At 55.9% G+C, this 2,811-nt stretch carries 3 protein-coding genes; all 3 read left to right on the forward strand.

The window, feature by feature from the left end; genetic code table 11:
- Positions 1-844 precede the first annotated feature (844 nt).
- Positions 845-1,201, forward strand: a complete 357-nt coding sequence (locus tag GGR36_RS21550) for a hypothetical protein (RefSeq protein WP_221229659.1) — start codon at positions 845-847, stop codon at positions 1,199-1,201.
- Between the two features lie 527 nt (positions 1,202-1,728).
- Entirely contained in the window at positions 1,729-2,052 is a 324-nt protein-coding gene (locus GGR36_RS21555; RefSeq protein ID WP_183638649.1) for a hypothetical protein, read from the forward strand.
- Positions 2,053-2,215: 163 nt separating this feature from the next.
- On the forward strand, positions 2,216-2,641 hold the full coding sequence (locus GGR36_RS21560) for a hypothetical protein (protein ID WP_183638652.1): 426 nt from the start codon (positions 2,216-2,218) through the stop codon (positions 2,639-2,641).
- The last annotated feature ends 170 nt before the right edge of the window (positions 2,642-2,811 follow it).

Consider the following 2,811-nt stretch of genomic DNA (forward strand, 5'->3'; position numbering starts at 1 on the left):
AACGTTAGCCACTCGCCTTGAATTGCTTTCTTTTCGTGTGGTCAATTCTTGAAATGCTGCTTCGGCGCGGCGCCTGTTCCGGGGCGCCGCAGCACCTCTCCAGTTCCAAGGGTCATCACACTGCTGGGCATCGTCTCGCTCAACAACTGCGGGCTTCGAGTGCGGCACCATCAACCGCTAGCGTTAGTTTGAGCGCGTCCGGTTTGGGGCTCTTCGGGCCTGCGGGCAGCGTGCCAACGCACTTTTGGGCTGGTGCACGAGTGAGGGCTTTTTCCCTTGCCGGCGCTGTTGGCGGTGCGGTTCAATTTGCTCGGTACCTTGTGCCTTCGGCCCGCCGTTCGGTGGCTCAATCGGGCAGCGGTTGCGCGGCTAACAAGGCAGTCAACCGGACACCCAAATGCTGCACATTTGGGTTCCCTCCGCTGGCGCTCCGGTGCCGGTTACTTCCACGTTAGCCACTCGCCTTGAATTTCTTTCTTTTCGTGTGGTCAATTCTTGAAATGCTGCTTCGGCGCGGCGCCTGTTTCGGGGCGCCGCAACACTTCTCCAGCTCCAAGGGTCATCACACTGCGGGGCATCCTCGTGCTCAACAGCTGAGGGCTTCGAGTGCGGCGCCGTCAGCCGCTGGCGGTGGTTTGAACTCTTCCGGTTTGGGGCTCTTCGGTCTTGCGGTTCGCATGCCAACGCACTTTTGGGCCGTAGCAAGAGTGAGGGCTTTTTCCCTTGCCGGCGCCGTTGGCGGTGCAGTTCAATTTGCTCGGCGCCTTGTGCCTTCGGCCCGCCGTTCGGTGGCTCAATCGGGCAGCGGTTGCGCGGCTAACAAGGCAGTCAACCGGACACCCAAATGCTGCGCATTTGGGTTCCCTTCGCTGGCGCTCCGGTGCCGGTTACTTCCACGTTAGCCGCTATGCAACTGCGCACCACAGCCTTTGCGGTCGTCATATGCGCCATCATGGGCGGGGCAGTCGCCGCGTTCTCGCCCGTCAAATGGCTCGCGGCTTCCCTCTGGGCGGCCGCAGCGCTTCACATCAATGGGTCGGTCGCTGCGTTTGAAGACTCTAGGCCCGGCGGCTTCGAAAATCCGGACGGCTCTCAGTCCTTCGAAGCGTGCACCGGCCAAAGCGTGGGCCGTTTCTGGCTTCAAACTATCGTCGTCACACTGGGCGCGATTGCCGGCGGTTGCTATGTCCAATTTGGGTAGCCCCGCGGCTAACAGGTCAGTCAACCGGACACCCAAACTGCTGCGCAGTTTGGGTTCCCTCCGCTGGCGCTCCGGTGCCGGTTACTTTCAACGTTAGAGCGCACCAGGGTTAGATGCTCTTTTTCTTTTCATAGGTTCATGCTCGAAGAGGTATTGCTCGCAGTTCTGTTCTATTGGCCGGGCTGGCTAGTTCTGCGGATAGTTACCATTGGTCGCTACCCACCGGCCCGGAACCAGCCACACGACCCCGTGTTTGTCGCGGTCATCGGTCTGTGCGCAGTTCTCGCTGCAGTTACGGTTTGGTTCCACTTTTGGGGCTCATGAAAACAATCCCAACTCACCACTTACGCTCTAACCCTGCAGTCAACCGGACACCAAACTGCTACGCAGTTTGGTTCCCTCCGCTGGCGCTCCGGTGCCGGTTACTTCCACGTTATGCCTCGGCCACATATGATTGATTTTGCATTGTTAAAAAGTTTGAACTAATGAATCTCCGAGAGAAATCGAGAAGCGCCGTAATCTCATGCATGCCTTTCTTATTTTCTGGTCTTCTGGCGAACATTTTCCTTCCGGTTTCGGGTCGCGACTCTTTGACTTGCGATCTATTTTTCGTATTGCCAGCTTTGCTTCTTGGATTCCCATGGAGTCTGGGAGGGTTAGCTTCTGCATCGGCGCTGAGCGACATTCTTTCGCCGAAGATGGTCGCGCATATCAATCTCGCTGCACTTTACGTGGCTGTCTATATAAACGTATATATAGTGACAATTGAAAGCACGAAATCATTTCTTCGCAAATTTTTCTGGACGGTTGGTTTCATCCAACTTGTTTTGATCGCCCCAAGTTTTTCATGAATTTTGCCGCAATTGAAGTTGAAGCATAACAAGTCCGTCAACGGGACGCCAAACTGCTGCGCAGTTTGGTTCCCTTCGCTGCGCTCCGGCGCCCGTTACGTCCAACGTTAGGCCTCAGAGAGTTTTCTCTGGCGATTCCATCAATATCACTTAGAGTCACGCAATGCAGGAGTCAAACCTCTTTCAGCCGCCCAAGTCTAATGTCGAGCAAGCTGTTCCAAAACGCAAATGGCGAGAACTCTTTCCTCATGAGAAGGCCGGCAGAATTATTCGCCTAATGGCGATTCTTTGTTTGGTTAGCGTAGTTGGCATAACTGGCCTTAGTGCAAGTACGGTCTTGCCCATCGTGGCTAATCGGCATATTGCGCCGCTTGGCCTATTCTTCATTGTTCCCGCCGTTATGGCAGCTTTCGTCGCGGGGCAGTTCCTACTCAGTAGCGCCGTCATGCGCCACGAATCATGGGCTCGGGCCGTAGGTATCGTTGTTGGTGTGATGTTCCTCGTTGGTTTCCCAATCGGCACCCTGGCGGGTGTCTATGTAATTTGGCAGTTGGTTTTTGGGTGGAGCGAGTGCGATGCTTCGGCCTAACCCGTCCGTCAACGGGACGCCAAAATGCTGCGCATTTTGGTTCCCTCCGCTGCGCTCCGGCGCCCGTTACGTCCAACGTTAGCCCGCTATCTTTGTGCAAATTCGACCGCTCGCTGAAGCAGACCTGCCAGAACTCCTCGCGTTATATCGTCATCTCCACATCAATGACG

The organism is Niveibacterium umoris (assembly GCF_014197015.1).
Taxonomy (GTDB): domain Bacteria; phylum Pseudomonadota; class Gammaproteobacteria; order Burkholderiales; family Rhodocyclaceae; genus Niveibacterium; species Niveibacterium umoris.